At 36.1% G+C, this 23,737-nt stretch carries 25 protein-coding genes and 1 pseudogene; 8 read left to right on the plus strand and 18 right to left on the minus strand.

Annotation, left to right across the window (positions count from 1 at the left end):
• The first annotated feature begins 51 nt into the window (after positions 1-51).
• From lgb_RS08050 to lgb_RS08070, 5 genes and pseudogenes are all read left to right on the plus strand, one after another.
• Positions 52-618, plus strand: coding sequence for a tryptophan transporter (locus tag lgb_RS08050; protein ID WP_019294332.1), 567 nt, complete (start codon positions 52-54; stop codon positions 616-618).
• A gap of 117 nt (positions 619-735) precedes the next feature.
• The gene (locus lgb_RS08055) at positions 736-1,392 is read left to right on the plus strand and encodes a CPBP family intramembrane glutamic endopeptidase (protein WP_017370982.1); all 657 of its coding nucleotides are present in this window, start codon (positions 736-738) and stop codon (positions 1,390-1,392) included.
• An 88-nt stretch (positions 1,393-1,480) separates the two neighbouring features.
• Complete coding sequence (locus tag lgb_RS08060) at positions 1,481-1,936, plus strand: MarR family winged helix-turn-helix transcriptional regulator (RefSeq protein WP_034999696.1); 456 nt, start codon at positions 1,481-1,483, stop codon at positions 1,934-1,936.
• A 38-nt stretch (positions 1,937-1,974) separates the two neighbouring features.
• A pseudogene (locus tag lgb_RS08065) lies at positions 1,975-2,400 on the plus strand (GNAT family N-acetyltransferase); the annotation flags it as partial.
• A gap of 72 nt (positions 2,401-2,472) precedes the next feature.
• Positions 2,473-3,159 (plus strand): B3/B4 domain-containing protein, encoded by a 687-nt coding sequence (locus lgb_RS08070; RefSeq protein ID WP_029345903.1) that lies wholly within the window; start codon positions 2,473-2,475, stop codon positions 3,157-3,159.
• A 53-nt stretch (positions 3,160-3,212) separates the two neighbouring features.
• On the opposite strand, the gene lgb_RS08075 is transcribed toward lgb_RS08070, so the two are convergent.
• Positions 3,213-3,851, minus strand: a complete 639-nt coding sequence (locus lgb_RS08075) for a nitroreductase family protein (protein WP_019294334.1) — start codon at positions 3,849-3,851, stop codon at positions 3,213-3,215.
• Position 3,852: 1 nt separating this feature from the next.
• Positions 3,853-4,275 (minus strand): MarR family winged helix-turn-helix transcriptional regulator, encoded by a 423-nt coding sequence (locus lgb_RS08080; RefSeq protein WP_019294335.1) that lies wholly within the window; start codon positions 4,273-4,275, stop codon positions 3,853-3,855.
• A 147-nt stretch (positions 4,276-4,422) separates the two neighbouring features.
• On the opposite strand from lgb_RS08080, the gene lgb_RS08085 reads away from it, so the two are divergent.
• Positions 4,423-4,938, plus strand: coding sequence for a MepB family protein (locus tag lgb_RS08085; RefSeq protein ID WP_019294336.1), 516 nt, complete (start codon positions 4,423-4,425; stop codon positions 4,936-4,938).
• 25 nt (positions 4,939-4,963) lie between these two features.
• On the opposite strand, the gene lgb_RS08090 is transcribed toward lgb_RS08085, so the two are convergent.
• The 10 genes from lgb_RS08090 to lgb_RS08135 all read right to left on the minus strand — a co-directional run bounded on the left by lgb_RS08090 (position 4,964) and on the right by lgb_RS08135 (position 15,434).
• Positions 4,964-5,584 carry a GNAT family N-acetyltransferase gene (locus lgb_RS08090; protein ID WP_019294337.1) on the minus strand — a complete coding sequence of 207 codons (621 nt, stop codon included), beginning with the start codon at positions 5,582-5,584 and terminating at the stop codon, positions 4,964-4,966.
• The gene (locus tag lgb_RS08095; protein WP_019294338.1) at positions 5,574-6,029 is read right to left on the minus strand and encodes a MarR family winged helix-turn-helix transcriptional regulator; all 456 of its coding nucleotides are present in this window, start codon (positions 6,027-6,029) and stop codon (positions 5,574-5,576) included. Before lgb_RS08095 ends, lgb_RS08090 begins: the two co-directional genes overlap by 11 nt.
• A gap of 126 nt (positions 6,030-6,155) precedes the next feature.
• Positions 6,156-6,623, minus strand: coding sequence for a zinc-binding dehydrogenase (locus lgb_RS08100; protein WP_267134668.1), 468 nt, complete (start codon positions 6,621-6,623; stop codon positions 6,156-6,158).
• 12 nt (positions 6,624-6,635) lie between these two features.
• Entirely contained in the window at positions 6,636-7,136 is a 501-nt protein-coding gene (locus tag lgb_RS08105; protein ID WP_249663203.1) for an alcohol dehydrogenase catalytic domain-containing protein, read from the minus strand.
• Positions 7,137-7,309: 173 nt separating this feature from the next.
• Positions 7,310-9,328 (minus strand): KUP/HAK/KT family potassium transporter, encoded by a 2,019-nt coding sequence (locus lgb_RS08110; RefSeq protein WP_019294340.1) that lies wholly within the window; start codon positions 9,326-9,328, stop codon positions 7,310-7,312.
• Between the two features lie 243 nt (positions 9,329-9,571).
• Complete coding sequence (gene wecB / locus lgb_RS08115) at positions 9,572-10,654, minus strand: non-hydrolyzing UDP-N-acetylglucosamine 2-epimerase (RefSeq protein ID WP_019294341.1); 1,083 nt, start codon at positions 10,652-10,654, stop codon at positions 9,572-9,574.
• Between the two features lie 23 nt (positions 10,655-10,677).
• On the minus strand, positions 10,678-11,817 hold the full coding sequence (locus lgb_RS08120; protein WP_086583051.1) for a GGDEF domain-containing protein: 1,140 nt from the start codon (positions 11,815-11,817) through the stop codon (positions 10,678-10,680).
• Positions 11,818-11,832: 15 nt separating this feature from the next.
• The gene (locus tag lgb_RS08125) at positions 11,833-12,513 is read right to left on the minus strand and encodes an EAL domain-containing protein (protein ID WP_017370988.1); all 681 of its coding nucleotides are present in this window, start codon (positions 12,511-12,513) and stop codon (positions 11,833-11,835) included.
• A 64-nt stretch (positions 12,514-12,577) separates the two neighbouring features.
• Positions 12,578-13,264 carry an EAL domain-containing protein gene (locus lgb_RS08130; protein ID WP_029345872.1) on the minus strand — a complete coding sequence of 229 codons (687 nt, stop codon included), beginning with the start codon at positions 13,262-13,264 and terminating at the stop codon, positions 12,578-12,580.
• A gap of 37 nt (positions 13,265-13,301) precedes the next feature.
• Entirely contained in the window at positions 13,302-15,434 is a 2,133-nt protein-coding gene (locus lgb_RS08135) for a glycosyltransferase family 2 protein (RefSeq protein WP_019294141.1), read from the minus strand.
• Between the two features lie 315 nt (positions 15,435-15,749).
• Between lgb_RS08135 and lgb_RS08140 the strand changes: the two genes are divergently transcribed.
• On the plus strand, positions 15,750-17,096 hold the full coding sequence (locus tag lgb_RS08140) for a hypothetical protein (protein ID WP_019294142.1): 1,347 nt from the start codon (positions 15,750-15,752) through the stop codon (positions 17,094-17,096).
• A 47-nt stretch (positions 17,097-17,143) separates the two neighbouring features.
• Here lgb_RS08140 and lgb_RS08145 read toward each other — a convergent pair whose 3' ends face one another.
• The 3 genes from lgb_RS08145 to lgb_RS08155 are packed head-to-tail and all read right to left on the minus strand — an operon-like array spanning position 17,144 to position 19,499.
• Entirely contained in the window at positions 17,144-17,824 is a 681-nt protein-coding gene (locus tag lgb_RS08145; RefSeq protein ID WP_003134240.1) for an ABC transporter ATP-binding protein, read from the minus strand.
• 2 nt (positions 17,825-17,826) lie between these two features.
• Positions 17,827-18,900: an ABC transporter permease gene (locus tag lgb_RS08150; protein WP_019294143.1), complete on the minus strand. Its 1,074-nt coding sequence runs from the start codon at positions 18,898-18,900 to the stop codon at positions 17,827-17,829.
• Between the two features lie 35 nt (positions 18,901-18,935).
• Complete coding sequence (locus lgb_RS08155) at positions 18,936-19,499, minus strand: TetR/AcrR family transcriptional regulator (RefSeq protein ID WP_206887878.1); 564 nt, start codon at positions 19,497-19,499, stop codon at positions 18,936-18,938.
• A gap of 224 nt (positions 19,500-19,723) precedes the next feature.
• On the opposite strand from lgb_RS08155, the gene lgb_RS08160 reads away from it, so the two are divergent.
• Positions 19,724-19,927 (plus strand): CsbD family protein, encoded by a 204-nt coding sequence (locus lgb_RS08160; protein WP_003134237.1) that lies wholly within the window; start codon positions 19,724-19,726, stop codon positions 19,925-19,927.
• A gap of 38 nt (positions 19,928-19,965) precedes the next feature.
• Here lgb_RS08160 and lgb_RS08165 read toward each other — a convergent pair whose 3' ends face one another.
• The 3 genes from lgb_RS08165 to lgb_RS08175 form a co-directional block, all read right to left on the minus strand.
• A complete protein-coding gene (locus lgb_RS08165) occupies positions 19,966-22,053 on the minus strand; it encodes a sensor histidine kinase (protein WP_242810710.1) in 2,088 nt (695 codons plus the stop codon).
• Positions 22,031-22,720, minus strand: a complete 690-nt coding sequence (locus lgb_RS08170) for a response regulator transcription factor (RefSeq protein WP_019293417.1) — start codon at positions 22,718-22,720, stop codon at positions 22,031-22,033. The genes lgb_RS08165 and lgb_RS08170 overlap by 23 nt, the downstream gene beginning before the upstream one ends.
• 148 nt (positions 22,721-22,868) lie before the next feature.
• Complete coding sequence (locus lgb_RS08175) at positions 22,869-23,657, minus strand: Cof-type HAD-IIB family hydrolase (protein WP_019293418.1); 789 nt, start codon at positions 23,655-23,657, stop codon at positions 22,869-22,871.
• Between the last annotated feature and the right edge of the window lie 80 nt (positions 23,658-23,737).

Genomic DNA, 23,737 nt, shown 5'->3' on the forward strand with positions numbered 1-23,737 from the left:
GTTATAGAAAGTACTCTGCCTTATCATTAAAAACTAGAAAGAGGAACTTTTATGAATCAAAAAAACAAATCATCAAATACTATTGCACTTACTCCAATCTTCATTATACTTGGACAAATTTTGAATATTATCACTCCCAGTATCGCTGGAATTATTCGCCCGGACTTTTCCTTGGCCTTTTTATTCCTCTGTATAATGATTAAACCTACACTCAAACAAGTTTTCTTGGCAAGCGGTCTTGTTATCCTTACTTCCATGATTCTTGGTGGTAATCCGATTTTCCAGCTGCCAGCTGCTTTTGACCGTACCCTATCAGCCTTGGCATGCTTACTCTTATATAGGTTAGTCCTAAGAATTTCTCCCAAATTATTTTTAGCTAAAATAGGGGTAATCTATTTCCTCGCCACATTGATAAGTGGTTGCGTGTATGTTTTTGCTGTATATCTTTTGGGAACTTTACTTCACATTTCGGAGCTTATGGTTGTCTTTAAAATGGGCCTTCCTGTTCTTTTAATTACGATTTTTTCTACGGCATTTGTCAATTATTTCCTGGGAATTTTGCTCTACAAACTTGTTTCAACACTTTCCAAAGGAAAATATCTTTTCGCTGTTTCTTAATGAGATATGAAAAAGACTTCTCTCTATAAAAACATAAACAATTTAATTGGTATAGACTTTATGCTATGTTAAAATATCTGAGGCGAATCGCCAATTCAAACAAGGAGGTCTATACTTTTGAATTTTTTACGTGATAATAAAAGAGAATTCATTGTATTAACTATATATATTTTATTTGTCCCCTTCCAACTTGGAATGATCCCCTTACTCTTTCTATCTGAGTTAGCTCAGACAAATTGGGTAGAATCTGATTTTTTAAACTTCGCAGTTGGTATAACAGTCTCTGCACTGACAGCACTTATTCTCTTCCGAAAAGAATTAAGAGAAAGTTTTGGCTATTTTAAGGAGCATTCCTTATGGAAAATTTTAAGCCTCCCCTTATGGATGGCAGCGATACTTTTGGTGGAATCTCTGGCTCAAGGTATTTATGGAAAGGGATTAAACCCTGAAAATCAAGCTGCTCTCTCTGAAATGAGTAAGCAAATCCCTTTATTCTTCACCATCCTTATTCTTGGTGTTTTAGGACCCATCATTGAAGAGATTATCTTTCGCCATATCTTCCTTAATAGACTCTCAAATTATACAGGAACACTAATTGCAGTCCTTGTTTCTACTGGTTTATTCACCGTTATGCATATGCAGCAACCTATGGATTTTGTCCTCTATGCACCTGGAGCAATGCTTTTAGCTTTAGCTTATTTAAGCTCTCATCGTTCCTTAATTTTTGTTATTTGTCTTCATATGTTGAATAATATTTTAGGCTTATTAAGTTAAGGTATTTATTATATATAACCAAATAGTTGCAAACGCAACTATTTTATTTTATAATCAATACATCCTCTTCCATGAAAGGAGAAATACTATTCAAAATAATATTTTAAGAGATATTGGTACTATAGCACGCGCCTTAGATTCTATCAGTAATATTGAATTCAAGGAGCTGAAACTTGCAAAAGGACAATACCTCTACCTCAGTCGTATTTTTGAAAATCCTGGAATTAATCAACAACAAATTTCTGAACTTTTATGTGTCGATAAGAGTACAGCAAGTCGTGCTATCAATCAATTGGTAGAAAAAAAACTTATAAAAAAAGTTGAAGATACTGGAAACAAAAAAAATAAACTACTATATGTTACTTCTCATGGCAAAGAAGTTTACCCTATCTTAAACAGAGAGCTTCACTATTCTACTCAAGTTGCCTTATCCGGTCTTAATGCACAGGAGATTACTCAAGTAGAGAATTTACTCGGAAAAATCAGTCAAAATATCGTGGATAACTGGATCGATGTTAAAAAAGGAAAGAAACGAATCTACTAAAAGGAGTTGGTGTGAATATTAGAATTTCCCGCGTTACTATGCAGGATCTACAGGTCTTACAAGACTTAAGTATAGAAACCTTCGCTGAAACTTTTGGAGAACAAAATCCACCAGAAGATTTAGAGCTTTATTTAGAAAAGGCTTTTAATCCTCAACAATTAACCAAAGAATTCAATGACTCTAACAATAGTTTCTATTTTATTTTCCAAGATGGTTGTCTCACAGGTTATATCAAGTTGAAAAATGCTACTCTTCCAGAACACTCTACTTTAGCTGAGGCTCTTGAAGTGGAAAGACTATATGTTAGAAAGTCTTACCAGCACTTAGGCTTAGGAAAACATTTATTAGATTTTGCTTCTGTAGAAGCACAGCGCACACACAAGGAATATATCTGGCTCAGTGTCTGGGAGCACAATCCTACTGCTTATGGTTTTTATAAAAATCAAGGCTATGTGGAATGTGGGTCACGTCATTTTCATTTAGGGACTTTAACGCAAACAGATTTAATCATGAAAAAAGAAATAAGGAGAACTACTATGCAAACTGTTACTGTGGATAAAAACTTTTGGGAACTTTTTCCAGAAGCTCAACTCTATACCTTAGTTGTAAACAATATTGACAATCATGTTCATGATTTAGGCCCCTACCAAGAACTTCTAAAGGAGGCATTTAAAGAGTCTGAAAAATTTTTAGTTGAAGATGATTTTAAAGAAAACTTTGTCATCTCCGAATGGCGTGATATTTTTACACAGTTTAAGAAGAAAAAAGGTGCACGTTCTTCTATTGAAGCTCTTTTAAAAAGAGTGGCTCAGGGCAAAGAGTTAGAACCAATCAACCCACTTGTGGATATCTATAATAGTATTTCTCTTCGTTACGGTGTACCTTGTGGCGGTGAGGACTTAGATAAAATCAACGGCGATTTACATTTAGGCTTAGCCAAGGGGGGTGAAGATTTTTATCCTCTGGGAGCGCAAAAGAGTGAGCCAGCTCTTGCGCAAGAAATTATATATTATGACCTTAATGGTGCGATCTGTCGCTCTTTGAATTGGCGTGAAGCCCAACGTACCATGTTGACAGAAGAAACTACAAACGCCATCTTGGTGATTGAAGCAGTAACCCCTTCTCAACAAGAACGTGCACTAGAGGCTATCCAAGAGTTACAGGCTAAAATCAAGGATATTCTTGGTGTTGAGGGAGAAATTCAAATTATCAACAATAAGTAAGTAAGAAAGATAAATAATAATAAAAAAGTGCTAGATAATCTAGCATCTTTTTATTATTTAAATTCTGTAATTTTTTCAGCCGCTAATCTTACAGATTCATAGCCTGCTTCTTTGGCTTTGCCGACAGATAAAATCATTACTGGCACGTAACGGTTTTCGTCCAAACCAAAAGCTTCTGCCAATTGGTCGGCCTCGAATCCGCCGATAGGATTTGTTTCGTAACCATGAGCGCGTGCGATGAGCATAAATTGCATTGCAGCTAAGCTTGAATCAATTTTGACAACATCATTCATTTCTTCTTTACTAAAGCTTTGGTAGTAAGGAATAATCGCTTCTAACTGTTGATCACGTACTTCTGCTGGCATCTTGCCTTCTTCTACAGCTTGGTTATAAATTTCTTCCCCTAATTCATAACAGAGAAGATCCCCAAAAATAAGAACCATAGCCGAAGAAGTTTCATTTTGACGGGTATTAAAACGAATTAAAGGTTTTAATTTTTCTTTTTCTTCATCACTTTCAACAACAACAAAACGCCAAGGTTGCATATTTACAGATGATGGTGCTGTTGTTGCTTCTTGGATCATTTCAAGCATTTCTTCATGTGAAATTTTATAAGTTTCATCATAAACACGCACGGATTTTCTTCCAAATGTGATTTCTGAAAAATCATTATTTACAATACGAGTTGACATTTTATTCTCCTTTATGTCCCAATAACTTTGTGAGCAGCTCAAGAAGTACGTCTTCTTCTTGAGCTGTGAGTGCTAGCTCTAAACTTTTCTCAGAAGAGTTATTATAGTTTCTTTCACAACGTTCCAAAGCCTCTTTTGAGCTTTCCGTGATTTTAACAAAAACTTCGCGATTGTTTTGTTTATTTCTCTCACGGGTAACATAACCTTTTGCTTCGAGCAATTTTAGATGCCTTGTAATAGCTGCACTGTCTATTTTTAACTCATTCTGTAATTGCCCTTGAGAACATTGACCGTTTTCCTTCAAAAACATCATAAGCTCATAACGGGTTATACTAAAGCCAGTTTCTTTTTCAAACTTCGTTGTCATCTCTTGATTCGCTAGTTTTAGCTTGTAAAAGAGCTGACTCATTTGTCTAAGGTTCATTTGTCCCCCTTTTTTAAATTGACCGGTCAATCATTGACTAGTCAATAATACTACATTCCTATTTTTTTGTAAACTATTTTGATTGCTGCTGTGTCAAAATAAGTAGCTTTGATTTTTTCTCTCTCTTACTTGTGGTAAACTTAAACCATGTATAATTCGCTGACCTATATAACGACCCTTTTGAATGATTTAGGCTTATCTCCAAGTATACCTACAAAAGATACTTATAATTCTGAATACGAAGGTTTTTGTTTTCAAGCAGATGGACTATCTTTTCGAAGTCGTCGCGCTAAAAAAACTCCTAAAAAACAAGGATATTTTGTAGCATTTTGGGAAAAGGACACCAACAACAAAAATATCCCCTTTAGTTTTGAAGCTTTTCCCGATAAACTTGTCATTTCAGTCATTGATGGACCCTTGAGTGGCCAGTTTATCATTCCCAAGAGCGTTCTTCGAGAAAAAAAGATTTTAAAACACAAGGGAATTACTGGAAAAATGGCTTTGCGTTTTTACCCATCCTGGGAAACTTCACTCAACAAAACTGCGCAGGCTGCCCAAAAATGGCAATGCGATTATTTCATTGATACTACTAATATTATCCAAAAAGAAAAATTAGCCCAATTGTATTTTTCTTCTTCATCCATAAACAATAAAAAACCGTAGTTTTAAGCTTACGGTTTTTTATTGTTTATTGCTGCGCTAACTTTTTACTAAAAAGCATTGCAGTTAAATCGATTCGATTTTGACCAAAATCAAGTTGAATATCTCGAGCTCCGGCCATATGAAAACCCTTGTATTCATAGAATTGATAAGTACAGCCCGTGTCTGTGAAGAGGAATATTTCTTTTCCAGCTTCCCGCGCCGTAAGTTCATTGATTAAAGCGGTACCTACACCTTTGATTTTTTTCTCGGGATCAGCAGCCAAATACAAAATTTCGCCCTCAGGTGATGCTTCACCTTTATACGACCGTAATAATTCTTTATTCGTAGCTTCATAAGTGTCTAAGCCTTTGTTTTTAGAAAAGGTCCGCAAAAAGTTAAAAGTCTTCATGTAAGCTTTTTGGCCAAAGGTTTGTTTCAGTTTAGGTTCTCCATATATCTCTGCGAGCAATAAGCCCACCATTTCACCATCAACATAGGCAGCAATAGCTTGCGTAGCTTTTGACAGCTCAAAATATAGAAAATTTTTGGCATACATATTGATGATGGTTTTATTATTACTGTACCTATCAAAACTCATCCCTTTAACAGCAAACTGGATTGCTTTTTGATAATCCTTTGGATCAAATGCTCTTATTTCAATTTTCATCTTTTTTATCCTCCATAACTCTCTGTGCTTTTTCGAGCAAGCTTTCGGTAAAAGTTTTCGTATGCTCCAAAAATACTTGTGTGTTCTTCAAGCCGAATTCTTCTATAACTTGTGTTTCAAAGATATCTGTTTGCTCCTGAATCTCCTCAAAAACTTTTCTTCCATTTGGAGTGAAAACGATAAATTTTTCCTTTTCATTTTTTCCTTTAGTGAGTTGAAGAATATCTTGTTTTTGCAATTTCAAAAGTAAGCTATGTACTGTTGATTTCGGCAAAAATAAGATTTCACTTATTTCTTTTTGGGTGACAGTATCACTTTCATCGATAATATAGAGCGTCATTAGTCCATTAAAAGTCAGATTATATTCATGCGCCACAAGCGCGTAAGCCATATCAAGTTTGCCAAGCGCTGTGCTAAATTGTGTCATTATTTCCCGATATTTCATTTAACCGCTCCTTTTTAGTGCGAAATCGTACCATTCTATTATAGTACGATTCCGCACTAAAGTCAAGGATTTTCTAAAATAAAAAGGCAGATTAAAACCTGCCTTTTTATTTTTCATCTATTCAGATTATTCAGCTGCCGTATCAAGAATGATTTTACCCAAACTTCCTTTGTTTTCCATGATATAATCTTGCGCTGTCGCAGCTTGCTCGAGTGGGAATACTTTATCAACGACAGGTTTAACACCCTCACTTAAACCTTGCAGTAACAAGCGTGTGTTTTCCTCCACTTCTTCTGGTGTGATATTTGCCAACATTAGACCTGTGATATGTGCCCCTTTCATCATCAAGACACGAGGATTAATGGTTACTTCACCTCGATTACCAATAATAACAATTCGCCCGTTGTTGCCAATAGCATCTAAGTCTTTCTGCAAATTAACATTTGCAAGCATTTCGATAATCACATCAAGACCATGGTCCTTTGTCAAGTCCTGTATTCTCTCGATATATCCTTCAGCATGATGGTTAAAGACATAGTCTGCACCAAGCTTTTTCAATATCTCAAGGCCCTTTTCAGACCCTGCTGTTGCAATAACCTTGGCACCTTACAGCTTGGCAAATTGAAGGACAAGTGTCCCCACTCCTCCAGTTGCACCATGTATAAGTATATATTCTCCAGACTTAAGGCCCGCTTTTTGATTAAGGGCATAAAGGGCGGTTAAGCCGCTCGATCCTAGTGCTGCTCCTTGACTATAAGTCATAATTTCTGGGAGTAAGGTCGCTTCTTTGGCCTTGCATGTTATTGCTTGCGCATATGTTCCAAACTGAGCATCACTCTCTACAGTCACAAAGACACGATCACCTACCTTAAAGTTTTTCACTTGTGCACCTACAGCTTTGACAATCCCAGCTCCATCTTTTCCTGGGATATAAGGGAGCGAAGGCAGTTGCGCGTATGTTCCTTGGCGTACATAGGTTTCAACAGGGTTGACCGCTGCAGCTTTGAGGCTGACATAAATCTCGTCATCTTTCATAACCGGGTCTTTAAGCTCTTTATACTTAAGAACGTTACTGTTACCAAATTCAGATACTTCTATTGCCTTCATATTTTCCTCCTTATGAATTACAGGTTTCTATAGCACTCATTATATAGCAAGATTTACTATTTGTATAGTAGGTACTCCGAGGTGCCTTAGATACTTTGTAGTAACTCTTCAACAAGTGACATGACAAAAAAACAACTGGAAAAATCCAGTTGTTCTGGTTAATTGTATCTATACTAATAGCTTATGTCTTCTTCACCTTCATCTTCTAGTTTTGGACGTTCTTTGATGCTCAAATTATATACATCTGATAATATTAATGGCACCCGCTCAAGTGACACTTCCGAAAATTGTAAGCCAAACCAGCGATCTGGTGTTGCTGTATAACGCTTGATTCGGGCTTTTGCTTTCAAGACGAATCGATCAAAAGCTGGAAGTTTTTGTGCATTTGTCACCCGTTCCTCGATAACTACAAATCTGAAGTCACCAACATCCCTACCAGGCATTGTGGTGTATTTTTGCTCTTGTTTAGGCAATCGTCCTGATTTTATTAAATCTTTAACAATCGTCCGAAGATAACGGGGCACTTCTTGTTTCATGCGAAACCCTAGATACAAATGAACTTTAACGATATAATCTGTTCCCATCATATCAACTTCATATTCGGAAGTCCATGGTTCATCAGTAACTTTCACATTAACAAACCAGTAAACTTCCGCCTTTTTAGGACGTTTATCAAGTATTGAATATAGGATAGAACGGTCAATAAAATCACCTTCCATTTTATTACTCAAATAAACGAGATTGGTTTGATAGAGATCCATCTCCTTGTCTTCTTTGAGTTCTTTCAATTGTCCTTTGAAATCATTGAGATCCAGTGACTTAATATGTTTGTTCACGCTTTTACTTGATTGGAACCAAACAAACATCACAAATATAATCATGGCCGCCATAATCACTACAACATAGCCCCCATGAACAAACTTGGCTGCTGAGGCAATAAAGAAAATCAATTCAATACTAGCAAAGAATGCAGCTATCAGGTAAGCCAAAGGTTTCTTTAAGCCTCGGTAAACGAGATAATATGCCAGAAGTACTGTTGTCATAAGCATAGTGACAGTAATGGCTAGACCATAAGCTGCCTCCATGTGTTCCGCACTTCTAAAATAAAGTACAATCGCACTTGTCGAAAGCCATAAAATCAAATTGACTGCTGGAATATAAAGCTGACCTAAAGTTTTCCCTGGATAGTAAATCCGCATCATCGGTAAAAGCTTCAAGCGGATGGCTTCTGAAACTAAGGTAAATGATCCCGAAATCAGAGATTGTGAAGCAATAATAGAAGCTAAAGTCGCTAAAACAACGGCATAGATCATCATGTCTGTAGGGATTACAGCGAAGAAGGGGTTCATACCTCCCAAATCGCCACCTTTATGTGCCAAAAGCCAAGCCCCTTGTCCACAGTAAGATAAAACAATTGCAAGTTTTACAAAAGGCCAGCTGACATAGATATTGCCTCTGCCCACATGTCCAAGGTCAGAATAAAGGGCTTCTGCTCCGGTAGTCGCCAAGAATACCGAACCTAAAATAAAGAGCCCTGCCTTATTTTCTGGACTTAACAAGAGATGGACAGCATAGTAAGGATTGATTGCTTTAAAAATTTCAAGATTCGCAAAGGAATTTAAAAGACCTGTGATAGCTAAAAAGCTAAACCAGATAAGCATTATCGGTCCAAAAAGTTTTCCGACTAGGCCGGTTCCAAAACGTTGAATAAGGAAGAGTATAGCCAGAATGATAAGCGTTGTAACAATAACCCATGACTGGTTGGCGTAGATTTCTCCTAAACCAGGAACTCCTTTTAGGCCCTCGACAGCAGAGGTAACTGTAACTGCTGGAGTCAAAGCCCCATCTGCAAGTAAGGTGGCCCCTCCTATCATTGCTGGGATAATCAGCCATTTAGCCATCCGTCGAACTAAGGTGAAGAGGGAGAATATCCCACCTTCTTGATGATTATCGGCCTTGAGGGCAATCAGCACATACTTAACGGTTGTAATCAAGGTCAGCGTCCAGATAACTAAGGAAACCGCACCAAGGATAAAGTCCGTTGAAATATTTTGCAAGCCTCCTTGTCCAGTAACAATAGACTGCATGGTATACAAAGGGCTTGTCCCAATGTCACCATAAACTACTCCAAGCGCGATTATAAAGCCCGCTGAAGTAGCTTTGTTAAACGATTTTTCATTCGCATAACTCATACAAAAACCTCTTTCATTTTTATAAAAGGTAGAAGTACATACTTCTCCAGAAACTTTACGAGAGGATAAAATAATATTGTCTCAGTTTCTTAGAATCATTATATCAGTTTCCCTCAAAAACGCGAGGAAAAAACTTTTATATATCTGATTTTTTTATAGTACAAATAGTGAGGATGATTTCTCGCAATAAAATACTCTGACCTTATAAGAAGTCAGAGTATTTTATTACGATTTTCATGGTGTTCAGTGTTTAAAATGCTGATCAATAGCATCAAGTATTTTTTCACTGGCATGTCCATCACCATAAGGGTTTTTAGAGTGGCTCATTTCATTATAGGCTTCTTCGTTATCAAGAAGTTCCCGTATGGCTTGATAAACATCGGCTTCATCTGTACCGACTAATTTTAAGGCGCCTGCTTCTACGCCTTCTGGTCTTTCTGTTGTATCACGTAACACAAGGACAGGCACACCAAAAGAAGGTGCTTCTTCTTGCACACCACCTGAGTCCGTCAGGATAAGATAGCTTTCGTTTTCCATACGATGAAAATCAACCACATTTAATGGTTCAATCAGTCGCACATTCGGCAAGTCGCCAAGAATGCGATAAGCAATTTCTCTCACTTTTGGATTTTTATGAAGTGGATAAACTACCTCAAAGTCGACATATTCTTCGGAAATCGTTTTGATGGCGCGGAAAACATTTTCCATTGGTTCACCCAGATTCTCACGGCGGTGCATCGTCACCAGAATCTGGCGACGATCCTTTTGAAGATGTGCTGGTACAGTATATCGTAAAGCATCGATAGCAGTATTACCTGTCACATAGATATTCTCATCCGGATGATTTTCTTTTAATAAATTTTGTCTGCTTTCTTCAGTTGGTGCAAAGTAAATATCGGAGAGCACATCTGTGACTTGACGGTTCATTTCTTCTGGGAAAGGTGAATATTTGTCCCAAGTTCTCAATCCTGCTTCTACGTGTCCCAAAGTTACTTTATGATAGAAAGCAGCAATAGAGGCTGCAAAAGTTGTCGAGGTGTCTCCATGAACAAGCATGATATCTGGTGCTTCTTCTACCAGCACTTGATCAATGGCGTCAATAACACGTGTGGTGATTTGACTAAGGCTTTGATTTTTTCCCATGATATCTAAATCGTAATCAGGTTGAATGTGAAAAATATCGAGAACTTGATCCAGCATTTCTCTGTGTTGCGCTGTGACCACCGTTACAGCTTCAAAACGTTCATCTTTCTCGATAGCTTTGACTAAGGGTGCCATTTTAATTGCTTCTGGTCGTGTACCAAAAACGAGCATTATTTTTTTCATGTCTACTCCATTTCTACTCTTCTTTACATATAGAAGACTTGATTTTTCCCGTTTGCTTTTGCGACATATAAGTTTTTATCAACTTTATCAATAATGTCCTTCAGACTTTTTTCATCTCTTATTTCTGAAACACCTACAGATATAGAAACATTTAATAAGGTATCATTATAGATAAAATCTTTTTCCGAGATATTTTTTTGGATATCATCCATTATTGCTTTGACCTTATCCCCAGACTGGTTTCTAAAGAGCACAAAGAACTCATCACCACCATATCGAAACAGTTGACCATTATTATGCTCTTGAAGTAAAGTATCTTTAATGCCATAACTTATCTCCCGCAGCACATAATCTCCTGCCAAATGTCCATAGGAATCATTGATACATTTAAATGAATCCACATCAAACAAAGCAATCGAAAAAAGTGGAACATTCTTACTGTCTAAAATTTCCTTCAAGACTTCTTCAAACTTTTTACGATTATAAGTATCGGTTAAAGCATCTATATAAGCATCTTTCTTTAAATCCGAGTACATCAAGGCAATAATACTGATTAAATGTATCGCGATCTTCGCGATAACTAGCACAGCTAATACCTTTCCTAAAATACCAAGCACATAGCTCATTGGTATGTCAAATTGCGAAAAAGCTACTAATATTGCTGCAAGGGTAATAAATATACTAAGGAAAAAGTAGGAAATGTAATATTTCGAAATCAATTCCTTATAATTACATAGCACATAAATCACAAGCCAAAATATAGTCAATCCGGAAAGCACTAAGAGAGAGGATTGGATATCAAAACCGTAAACATGCAAATAAAGTCCATAATATATAATAAACTGTGGCAACACCTCGTATTCAATATTTTTGGTAGGGGGTGCAACTAAATAAACGACCGAAATCGCAATAAAGACTAAAGAAATATCACTAATAATATAACCATAGGGCGAACCCTGGTCAATGTCGTTAAACAGAAATTTAAGTAAAATTATAAATAAAGCAAAATTGCTCGAATATAAGATATAAGCAGTGACTTTATTTCGATCCAACTGATAATACTGAATCATATACTTAGCAATAAACATCATACCTAGAACGGTAGGCATTAAAAAAATTTTATCAATAAAGTTACTGCCTAATATGTCATCAATATGAATCATCTTTTTTCTCCTTTATTAGAAGCTATGCGGTCTATCATAGTAATAAGTTTGTTGGAGCCATTCTTTTGGAAAACTTGCGAGAAGCTCTTCCACCTCAACTCCTTCAATTACAATCTCCTTCTTAAGAAATTTAATCGTATCAACAATTGAAAATATAAAATCCTTTAACTTAGTAGGTGATAAATAACTGTTAAAATCTAAGGCTGAAATCTTTACACGATCAATATAATCATCTAGGATGAATAGCGTTTTATAATGATTTATCCCCGATAAAAAATCGTCTAGAGCAATCGCATATCCCAAATTCTTAAGCGTTTGGATGGCTTCAATCGGCAAGAAGTCTTCTTCATTTTGACAGTTTACGGGCAAGCGCTCTGTGAGTTCTAATCTTAACCTGTTCCTATATTTAAATGTCCTCAAAAATTCTACCGTTTCTTCAAAATAAAGTTCTTGATAATCCAGATTCAGGGAATAAATATAATCATCCTTACTGAGCTGTTCTTCCAAGAGGACTTCCAGCCTTTGAAGGTATAAATTATGGAGCTGATGGTCAGAAACAATCTCATCAAACATCTCCGACGGGAAATAACAAACATCAGCATGTTTATATCTCAATAACAGTTCGTATTCTTCTTTGTCATTTTGAGTAAAATCACAAATTTTTTGTCTATAAAAAATTAATTCGTCAAATTTCAAGCCTACTTTTCTCCTCAAATATACTGAAAAGCTCTTTCCTTCTGTTCAGGGGTAAAAAGTTTTCTCAGTCAATCGCTGGTTGAGGTGGGCCATAGAGATAACCCTGCCTCAAATTGATGTCTAATAAATCAACAAGTTTTTCATCTTCATCCGTTTCAACACCGGACACAACTAACTCAAGTTGATATTTATTGGCCAGTTTCTTCCAAAACTTAATGGTTAAATCAATCCATTTTTCTTTATCATTAAAATGTCGCATATCTAACTTCAATACATCAATTAAAGGAAGCAAGCGATGAATGTTGCGGGCAAAATAGAATTCGGCTCCAAGATTATTGATAGAAAAGTTGATACCATAGGCTTTGCACTTTGTAATTCTACGACTGACACGTCTTAGACTCTTCTTCTTTTTCACAATCTCATTATGAGATATTTCAATAATAAGGTCAAATGGTTGGAGTGACTCAGCAATCGTTTTGATATTCTTTTTAAACTTGCGACTCAAAAATTGTTCAAGCGTAAGTTTAATGACAACTTTAAAATGTTCGGGATTCGCAACTTTGATGCTTTCTTTTAAATTGTCTTTCAGTATGAAAAAGGGTAAATGATCGATATTTTGTGGAAGGACCCATTCTTGCTTATCATTTTGTTCACGAAGCACGCACTCCACTCCTTTTATACTATGCGCATGATCATATATTTTATTATAAAAATAAACAAAATTATTCTCTTGTAAGATATATTTTTTCAAGTTGCATCCTTTCTTTTTACAATTTTTTTATGAAAAATTAAGCTTGACGTTTCGTTTTATCCCATGTATTTTGCGATCTGAAATATCTGAGTGTCGCTTGCGGATAGATTTGACTGAGAACAATCAAAAACTTGGTCAAATAGTAAGCATCGCTTAAAACATGGCCCCATCTGAATTTTTCCTGAGAGTTTTTATTATACAGGACTGCCCAGACAATATTGATAAGGAAAATGTAGAGTACCATCAAGGCAAAGATTATAACAAAGCTTTTCACTGCACCGTTTAAACCAAAAAGCAGCAATGTGCCAAATAAAACAACGCCTGTGTAAATAACGACTACATATTCTATAGCCATCAACCAAGGTTTTATCAGAGTAAAACACAGCTCTAATTTTTGTTTGAACTCTAAATTTTCTGATTTGATAATAGGGAATATGTACTTAAAGGTTTGGATATTGCCTTGTGCCCACCGCACGCGCTGTTTAACTAAGGACATCGTATCATCATAGATTCCTGTTTGTTTGATTTTAATATCATCATATTGGACATTACGTACATTATATATATCAGATAAAAAGAGACGTAAAGAAAGGTCAAAATCCTCTACTAGCGATGTTGTCCATGGTGCTTCATGCAAAGAATACAGAGTGCTGAGTTTACAAAACTGTCCGTTTCCACCAAAGGCTACGGTATTTGTTTTACTACGCAAAGATTGAGTCGCATTAATAATCTCACCAAATTCCAAATCTTGTGATGTGTCTCTGTTACGGTTGATTACTTGTACTTTTGATTGTAAACCAGTCAATTCAAAATCCGAGTTAAAGACCAAATTTACCTTGTCAAAGTAATCTGTTGCCACACTTGAGTCTGCATCAATAATAGTGATAAGTGTTTCCTCAAAAATATAACCTTTATCAATATAGGAATCCGTTATTTTTTTATAAGCCCAATTGAGTGCTTCACCTTTTCCTTGCTGCGCTTGAGGCTGGAATCTTTGGAGAAGATGGAATCTCTTATTACCTTGGAATTCTTGAACTTCTTGCACCGTATTATCAATGCTGGCATCATCAATCACATAAATATCAAGATTTTCATAATTGGTATTTAACAAGCTTTTCACAGTGTTTTTGATGACTAACTCTTCGTTCATACAAGGAATTAATACAATGATCCGATAATTCGTTTCAATCTCAATATGACTGAGATCACTCGTATAGCTTTTTGTACTGTAAGCATACCAGAGCAAGATTGTTTCTATCGTATAATAAATAAAAGTGAGAATTGAGAAAAATACTGCAAAAAATGTCAATTTACTAATCATGATTTCAAAAATCTCTTTCAAATAGCTCATGCCCCAGAATTTATTTTCGAAAAGAAAAACAAGTGGCAAGATAGAAACCAAGTAAAGCAGTATCTTATTGTATGGCTTAAAGTAATTGGAAAGACCAGTATAGATGCTTTCGATAATCAATGAGATTGCCATAACGATTTGGACAAGCAATAAAAAGCGGGCTACTAGCTGTGCATTGACGTCAGCCTGTAGTACATAGAAAAGAATACCTCCAAAAATGCCGAGAAGCACTACCGTAAAGCCCCAAGCAAAATTTCCAATACTTTTTCTTAATTTATTAAATAAAATTACGCCTGAAAGACCAAGCAATAAAAGTTGAACAGCCAAGGTCAGTATAACTAAAAAGATACGAACATTGCTGTATATTTCAGTTGGAATTTGATTTACCGTAAAAAAACCAAAGATGAATGCAAGGATAAGATAAACTCCTGAAAGTCCAAAGGTCCATCTTTTCAAAGTAGCCAACTCCATTGTCCACTTCTTTTCTAGGAAAATTCTTATGAGACCTGTATATGCAATCACCGCTAAAACATTGAAGAGCGGTGTTGGACTTAAGCCGTGCCCAATCACAACACCCGTTTCAAGGACAAAAATTAGAAAGAGCATTAAAAACAAAAGTGCTGTTTTCCACGTACTCTTTCTACCACTTTGTGTCGAAATGATATAAACCATGATCAGGATTGGAGCTACGAGCAATAGAACTGAACTTAAATTTTCATAAAGTGTGCGTTGACTTAATGACAAGAGCACATCAAAGGTTAAAGTTAAACCCAATAAGCCATAAATCACCCTCGATACATTTAATTCAATCTTTTTCACTACTAAACTCCCTACTATTTACTTCTGTATTTTGGCGGGATTTAGAGTATATATCTTTTTAGAAAAACATACTGTTCTCTTTCATATGTCTCATAAATCCCTCCTTATTGCATCTATTATAACTTAAACGAGTTGATTGTTCAATTTAACCATTTTTTAAGGTTTAAGAATATCTCACTCATTTTTTTAATATAGACTGCTTCCTTCTTTGATTTTTCTCTTGTTCACACAACTCCCTGTTATCTTTATAGGCAACGTGATATAATAATTCAGATAATTCATTTTGTTTCTTAGCAAAAATTTAGAGGTAGAAAAATGAGAATTAAAATACGTGAAATAGCTTATGATTGGGGAAAGTCAATGTTAGTGGTCCTTTCCAATACCGTTATCATGGTGCCCTTCTTGCTTTTTCTTAGTTTAAATGATGGAATAACTGAACGTTCTGTTTTACCCTTCGCATTATACTATACTTGTCGTATCCTTGGCGTCTTTCTGGTCCGTGCCATTAAAAATACTATTTCTAGTTTAGAACTTCTTATTCTATCCTTGTATACAGGCCTTGCAGGTTCTGTGTTTGCTTTTATTGGCCCCTTGAATTCTTGGTTATATCTTCCTGCAGGCGTTCTTATTGGTTTAAGCGCCTCATGGCTTCCTACTGCGACAGTCACACTTAATCACTTTCAGCCAAATACGGAAAAGAAAACTTCCTATCCTCTTCTTCTCTTAGCTTTGATTGCTTTATTTGCAGGATTGACCCTTTCAGGGACTTTGGGACTTTCCTTATCATTTGGCTTATACATTTTGTTTTATGCAATTGCACTTGGATATGCCTATGAAGCCGTAGGTAAACAGGTTCTCACTAACAAAATGAAACCCGAAGCCGCTCTATATCTCTCTAAAAAAGACCTATTTATTTTTACGGGGCTCTGCCTTCTATTAATCCTCTTACGTACGGGAAGACTTCTAAGTTCTGCCTTAGCTATTGGGGTTTCATTGCTAGGCTTTAGTTTTTTCTTTGTTTTTCTTATTTACAAAACGAGAAAAGAATACCGGAATTATCAAATACCACTTTCCCTAAATATCTTAACTTTTCTTAACGGTGCAATTGGTAATTTTCTTTTTCTGTTCGGTTCTCTCTATGTCATCAATATCTTTGGTAAAGGTTCAGAAAATCTTTTATTGTACCTGCCTTATGCTTTAGGAATGGTCATCGCATTAGCAACTTATAAGAAAATCACTCAATTGGTCCCACACATGGATAATTTCATTTTACTGGGATTAGTGCTTGGGTTATTGATGACGTTAGTACCTTCTGCTCTGAGTTTTAGTTTTTTCTTATTAAGCTATGGTCATTTTCTCCTAAACAAATGGCTCAATAACCAGTATTTCATGGCACTTCATATTCCCGAAGACCACCGTATTCTTCTAAAAAACACAACTCAAAAAAAAGGTTCCTTGATTCATCAATTCTTTCTCATTATTTTCCTCTTGTTTCTTACTGAGAAGCAAAATAATTCAAAAACATTTTTCCTACAATTAATTAATCCACAATCATCACATCTAAGTGCTGCGCATATTTTTTACGGTTTAGCTCTTCTTTCGATTGGCGGTTTTCTTATTCTCATCGTCTCTTACTTCTATTTAAAACGTCGTAAAATATAAACCGTAAAAAATGAGGGAGTTATCCCTCATTTTTTATTTATCCTCCCTCAAGGATTGTCTACCTTAAAGAGGTTGCCGTCTTCAATACGATATACGCTGTCACTATTTTTGATCATCCGCGAATCATGGGTGACCATAATAGTGGCTTTATTTTTTTCATGTGCTTCTTTTCTTAAAATATCCACAACCTGATAAGCCCTTTCTGTATCTAAGCTGGCTGTCGGTTCGTCAGCTAAAATCAAGCTTGGATCATTATAAAGTGCACGTGTGATTGCAACACGTTGACGTTCCCCACCAGAGAGTTCCCCAGGATATTTATCTTGTAGCTCTAAAATATCTAAAGAGTCGAGCATTTCATCTATTTTACCTCGATTAATGTTCTTTTTATTTATCTTATCCACAAGTTTCAACTGTTCTTTGACAGTCAAATAAGGTATGAGATTCGAAGCTTGTAAGATAAAACCCACTTCTTTAAATCTTACTTTTGAACGTTCTTTTTCTGAGAGTTTATTAAAATCAATCGTATTGATTTTTGTTGTCCCTGTTGTTGAAGACTGAAGCCCTCCAGCAATTGTTAGAAAAGTACTTTTACCAGAACCTGAAGGACCAATGATTGAGATAAACTCCCCAGCTTGTACCCGTAGATCAATGCCTTTCAAGGCTTGAACTTCTGTTCGCCCCTTACCAAAGCTCTTTGTGACTTTATCCATATGTAGAATATCTTTCATTATTAACCTCCAATCGCTTGAGTAGGATCAATTTTTCTAATCGTATACAGTGAAAATACAGAACCCAGTATTGATACGACAATCAATATGAGCCCATAAATTGTCCATATAGAAAAATCAATTGCAAACGGCATAGCTTGCGGTAGCACGAAGCTTGTGAGATAGCTCCCACCAAAAGCTGCAACTACACCGACCAATGCTAGCCAGAAACTTTGCCATAAGATCGACTTCATGATAAGGAAGTTTGAAATCCCTTGCGCCTTCATAATCCCAAAGATTGGAACTTTTTGAAGCGTAATAACATACATAAAGACAGCAATAATGAGCAGCACAATCAAGAACAAGAAATAAATCATTGCGCTCAGTGTTGTTTTCTGTGCAGAATAACCTGGGATATTGTTGATAAGTTCAGAAGTTGTGATGACTTTCAATTTATCTGAACTTGAACCTTTCAAGGTTACTTGACCCGATTTTACAATGACACCATTAACAGAATCATCTGCGGCTGCTGCGTTCATGTTTTTAATTGCGGAAAGCGTAGCAAATGAACTATAGACGACAGGTGTTGCTGAGTAGTAGGTCGGTTTGGCGATACCAACGATTTTTAACTCTGTATCGTTATTCCCTACCTTTATCTTGTCTCCCACTTTATAGCCCTTGTCAGCAAGATTTTCGGGGATGACGATTTCTTTCTTGTCTTCTGAAAAATCAACGCCATCCTTGACTTGTGGTAGAATATCGGAACCTATTGGGAGCGCCATAACCGTAATATTCTCTCTTTTATCCTCTCCCTGATTAATAGAAGTTGAAAAAACTGAAACGGGAGACAACTCTTTTCCATCAATATTATCTAACTCTGCTTTTGAAATCTGAGAAGCAGACAGAATGTTATTCGAACTGTCTGACAGAACAATCTTTTCTGCATTCCAATCCACTACAGCTTGTTTAAACTGGCTAGCAAGGCCAGTTGATAGGCCTGACAATATGAAAACAACATAAGAAACCAAAAATATGATTGTTGCAATCAAAGTGTACCTTGTCTTGTAATAAAATATTTCTTTAAGTGATAAAAACATAATACAACTCCTTGAAGAACTCTTCGTTCTCTTCTTTATTGATGATTTTGACTGCCTGAGAGGCCCTTCATAATCACTGCGACTTCACTGTCATAGTGCGCAACAAATTCTTGATCACTCCACTCTTCTGCAAATAGTCTGTAAACAAGATCGTGCACAACTGCTTTAAACACAGAAATCATTGGCGAAACAGGCTCTTTACTTACAAATGTTTGAGGATTATACTTTTTCCAAGCTAATGTCAATTCGTGATTCCAATCTAAAAAGCGATATTTGTAGATGGCGTAATTTTCATTATGTACGAGTTCCTTTAGTAGCAAATGCTTGTATTCATCTAAGGCTTTTTCAAGCGGATATTTTTTAATCGCATCTAAGAAAAGCTGGTGAAGCTCACTTGTCTCTTGAGACAGAACATAGATATAACAATCTGTTAAATCTTCAAAATATTGGTAAAAACTCCCCCGCGGAATTTCTAAACTTTGCACAATATTTCTCACCGTGGCTTGATGGAAGGGTTTATCCGCAAACTCGGTTTTACAAGCCGCATAGATGCGTTGTTTTTTTTCTTCTGGAAGTTTTAGATATGTAGCTTTAGGCATTTTTTCCTCCCTTGACTTTATAAATGACACAGTGTCACTTTAGGATAAATTTTAGCAGTTTAATCTCACAGAGTCAAATATAGTGCATTAGGTTTTCTATAAAAACTGTCATACATCAGAAAATCCTATAAATCAGGTGCTTAAAAAATTTACGAGTTGAATACCTTGCAAAAGGAAACAATAACCAGTAGAATAAAAGTATAAACAACAAGGAGGTATTTTTTATGGTCGACAGAGGTACAACAGACAAACTCAAAGGTAACGCTAAAGAAGTTGTTGGTGATGTTACAGGTGACAACAAGAAAAAAGCTGAAGGCGTCCTTGATAAAACAATCGGTAAGGTGAAGGAAGTTGCTGCAGACATTAAAGATGCATCAGAAGATGCAGTTGATAATGTCAAAGAAAAACTTGATCACCACAAAAAATAAAATAAAAAAAGCACTATCTACATAGTGCTTTTTTTATTTTATTCAAGCTCTAAACTCGGGAAGGACAAAGTTACTTTAAACAAATCTCCATCTGTTTCTAAAAGGAAATGTCCCTCATGTGCTTCCATAATCGACTGAGCTATAGCTAGCCCCAAGCCGGAACCTGTTGTGTTCCTCGATAAATCGCCTCTTTTGAAACGCTGCGACAATTCTTGACTATTTTCTCCGAGTTCTTCACGCGAAATATTTTTAAAGACCAATTCAATTGTGCCATTTTCACTTTTATGTCCTGAGATATAAACCCTAGTATTTTCCATAGAGTATTTCAAAATGTTATGGATTAAATTTTCGAAAACGCGCCACATCTTATCCCCATCCACTAAAGCCAAGAGTTCCTTATCCGTTTGCGTAACAAACTTGAGGGAGGAATCTTCGATCTTCTCAGAAAGTTCAGCTAGTGATTGATCGAGCAATTGCACAAGATCAATTCTACTTTTTTTCAAATCAATATTACCACTGGCCATTTTGGAAATCTCAAAAAGATCATCGATGAGAACTTTTAAACGCTTTGATTTTTGATCGATAACTGCAACATACTTATTCTTTTCTTCTTGGGACAGATCGGCATTCCGCAATAAATCAACAGAAGTAATGATTGAAGTCAAAGGTGTTCTTAAATCATGAGAAACATTTGTAATGAGCTCGGTCTTCAAGCGCTCACTTTTTACTTGTTGACTTTTGGAAGTTTTCACTTCCTCATTGATGGTTTTGAGATTTTCAGAAACTCTACGAAAAACTGTTTTCCCTTTGGGCTTGACGTTTAAGACTTCCGCATTTTTTCCTTGAGCAATCTCCTCAATAATTTTCACAGTCTGATTAAACATGACCAAACGCCGCAGCAGATAAATCAAAATCAACAAAAGATAAATCACAAGCACAAACAAGTAAAGAATAATTCCTTGTCCTCCCCACATCATTGTCAGCAGGAAACCAACTACTACTGCACCCATGCTCCAGAAAATGAACCAGGCTTTTGACCCTGTTGAAAAATTATCCGCAGCATCTTTTAAGAGTCTTATACTTCTGGCCAGATAGGTTTGTTGCCAATTTTCACGCTCCTGTGCTTTATGATAAATTCCCCAACTCACAATTGCAAACAGATAGAGAACTAAGAATGCCCAACAGAATTTTTGTAGCAATGGAAGGAAGCTCCATGTAAGGCTAGCCTCACGTGTAAGTAACAAATAAAGGAGGGAAAGAATCATAGCAAGGAAAATCTGCCCATCAAGCGCTATTTTATCCCAAGATTGAACTTTTTCCAGAAGTATATCTTCTCCTTTTTTCGTTTTCTTCCAATAAACAAGGAAGGCTGCAAAACTCAAAATACTCATACAAAGAAGCCCAATGGTTAGATTTTTCATTTCAGTAAAGCTTTTAACAGATGCTCTTTGGTTGAAGTTGCTATTTTTTAATATAATAATTTGACCATCAAAGCGATTTTGACCCTCAAAATTAATTTGACTGATATTGCCCTTGAATAAAGTTTTTGCTGTAGCAAAGGTTTTATTGTCAGACAGATTGTCTAGATATTTCCCCGAGTTAATTTCAGTCACTTGATAATGAATATCTGAGGAAAGCTCTTTATATTGTGGCATCCAATCTGTTTTTTGTTGCGCAATAAGTTCTTTCTTATGCTCCTTTACCTTCTCTGTGACGTATTTGTCATCTGTGAAAAACTTTTCTACTTCATTTAACTTTTTATTTTGTTGGTCCTCAAGTTTCTTGATTGCAGTTTTGTCACCAGCTACTTTCGCATCCTTGAGTCGTTCAAGAAAGACAGGATCTTCTTTAATCACACTTACTTGCGAATACTTGTCCGGTTGACTCATACGATATTCTTCAATATCTTCTGCTGTTACCTTTATCGGTAGATTTGGATTTACCTGAGTATTGATCAGTGCTTCTTCTAAAGTTGCAACCTCTTGTTTGAAGTATTTCGACTGAAAATAGTCGTTAAAAATGTATTGTTCAGCATTCAAGGCTGTAAAAACTAAACTGTTCACTCCCAAAAGTAGCAAAGCTAGTCCAATACTCACAGCGAATTTATTTTTCCATTTTGTAGCCAATGCCCCACACCACCTTTAAATATTTTGGATTTTTTGGATTTACTTCTATTTTTTCACGGATTTTTCTTATATGTACAGCTACAGTATTTTCAGCATTAAATCCCGGCTCTTGCCAAACACGTTCATAGATTTCCTTAATAGAGAAAACTTTTCCAGCGTTACAAGCCAATAATTCTGTAATTTTGAATTCTGTGGGTGTTAATTTTATCAGTTCCCCGTCTACTCGTACTTCCTTACCGTCTTGATCAATAGTCAAGCCATGAAGCTGGATGGTACTTTCTGCTTTTTCATAGCTCCCTAAGGAGGTATATCTGCGTAGCTGTGACTTGACACGAGCGATTAATTCTAAAGGATTAAAGGGCTTTGTCAGATAATCATCCGCCCCAATTTGTAGGCCCAAAATTTTATCTGTATCTTCACTTTTAGCACTCAGCATCAGAATAGGAATCTGTTGTGATTGGCGTATCTTAAAAGTGGCTGCGATACCATCGAGCTTGGGCATCATGATATCCATAATAATTAAATGAACTTCTTCGTTATCAAGAATTTCCAGTGCTTCAACACCATCTTTTGCCTGAATCCCATGTATCCCTTCATTTTTTAGATAAAGTGCAATCGCTTCACGTATCTCTTTTTCATCATCCACAATTAGAACGGTATGCTTCATCTTTTCCCTCATTTCTACTTGATGCCCTCAGTATAACAGAAAGTTATTAACAAATTTTAGCTTGATTTCTTAAAACTTTCTTAATTTTTTAGTTTAAAAAGCATAAAATAAAAAAGTACGCATTCGAAGTTGTACTTTTTTCCTACTTTCACTGCATAATTTTATCAATCTCTGCCAGCACGGCTTTTTCCCTATTACTGCCTATAATCTTCTTTGCCTTGGCCTTCGCTTGAGCATTAGCATTGGCTACGGCATAAGAATAACCAGCCATTTGCAACATTTCGAGATCATTATTGGCGTCTCCAAAAGCCGCTAAATGTTGCGGTGAAAGTGCAAGTTCTTGCAAAACTCTCTCAATAGCTGCTCCCTTATTACTGCCCTCAAGGACAATATCCAGATAGATATTCCCACTCGTTACCGCTTTTATTCCTTTTTTAAAACGACTGTTCAATCTTGCCGTGACAGCAGCTAATTCTGCTTCCGGGATAATTGTAGCAAATTTAACTACTGTATCATCGGGTAACTTATCAAAAGAGGAGATAAGTTCCAGTTTTTCGTAATATTTATGGGCGAAAGTTTCAAACTCTTCTGAAACACTCTCTAAGGTATAGGCACTCTTGGCACCACACACAACAACAGGAATCTCGAGTTCTTCAAGTAACTTTAGAACTTGACTTACCTCTTTTGCATCAAAACTTGCGACCATTTCCATCTCATCATTGATTGTGATAATCCCACCATTTTCAGAGATAAAAATAATATCTTTCGTATCTGAAAAATAAGACTTTAACTTGAAGTATTGATTGCCACTGGCCACAATGAAGCGGATTCCCTTGGCATTCATTTTCTGTTGGAGAGTAGAGAAGTACTTTTTATCATAAGTCGATTTTTCATCCAAAAAAGTGCCGTCCATATCTGTTGCAATAGCTGTTATCATTTTATTTACTCCTCTGTGTTCTGCATCTATTTTATCAAAATAAAAGTTTTTCTGTTAATTATATTTGCTCCTTCAAGTCA

This window comes from Lactococcus petauri, from assembly GCF_023499275.1.
GTDB lineage: Bacteria > Bacillota > Bacilli > Lactobacillales > Streptococcaceae > Lactococcus > Lactococcus petauri.